Annotated in this window: 1 protein-coding gene; it reads right to left on the reverse strand. The window is 56.7% G+C overall.

Going from position 1 to position 448, the window contains the following annotated elements:
• Window positions 1-415, reverse strand: a 415-nt coding sequence (locus EN994_RS34955; protein ID WP_206530595.1) for a type IV secretion system protein, incomplete at its 3' end; no start/stop codon positions are given.
• Between the last annotated feature and the right edge of the window lie 33 nt (window positions 416-448).

A 448-nucleotide genomic window follows, 5' to 3' on the forward strand; every position in this document is an offset into this window, starting at 1 on the left:
TGCCCAGATAGATCGTCACCATCACCTGCCCAAAGATCAGCAAAAGCGCAGCCAAGGCAGCAATGCTGCCGAGGCTGAAAGTAATCAGCACGCTCATCACAGCCCCCGCCATCCAGCCCATCGGTTCCATGACTGCATTTGCCTTTTCAGAGAAATCGGAAATGAAGTTGTCCATGGCTGCGGCGAGATTGTTGGAGGGCACACCGCCACCGCCGAACTTGCCGAGAAGATTTGCGGCAATGCTGTCCACCCCGCCTTCGACGGCACTGGCAATCAGGTTGAACTGTCCCCAAACCAACCCGATACTGCCTATGGCGATCAGCTTGATAAAGGTGACGACGATCTGCCCGGCCGACATGGGCCGATATTGCAGAACCATGTTCACGCCAAGCATGACCACGGCCAGGGTCGCCATCGTTGCCGTAAGCGTTCCCATTCCATCCAGCAC

The organism is Mesorhizobium sp. M7A.F.Ca.CA.002.09.1.1, assembly GCF_003998555.1.
GTDB lineage: Bacteria > Pseudomonadota > Alphaproteobacteria > Rhizobiales > Rhizobiaceae > Mesorhizobium > Mesorhizobium ciceri.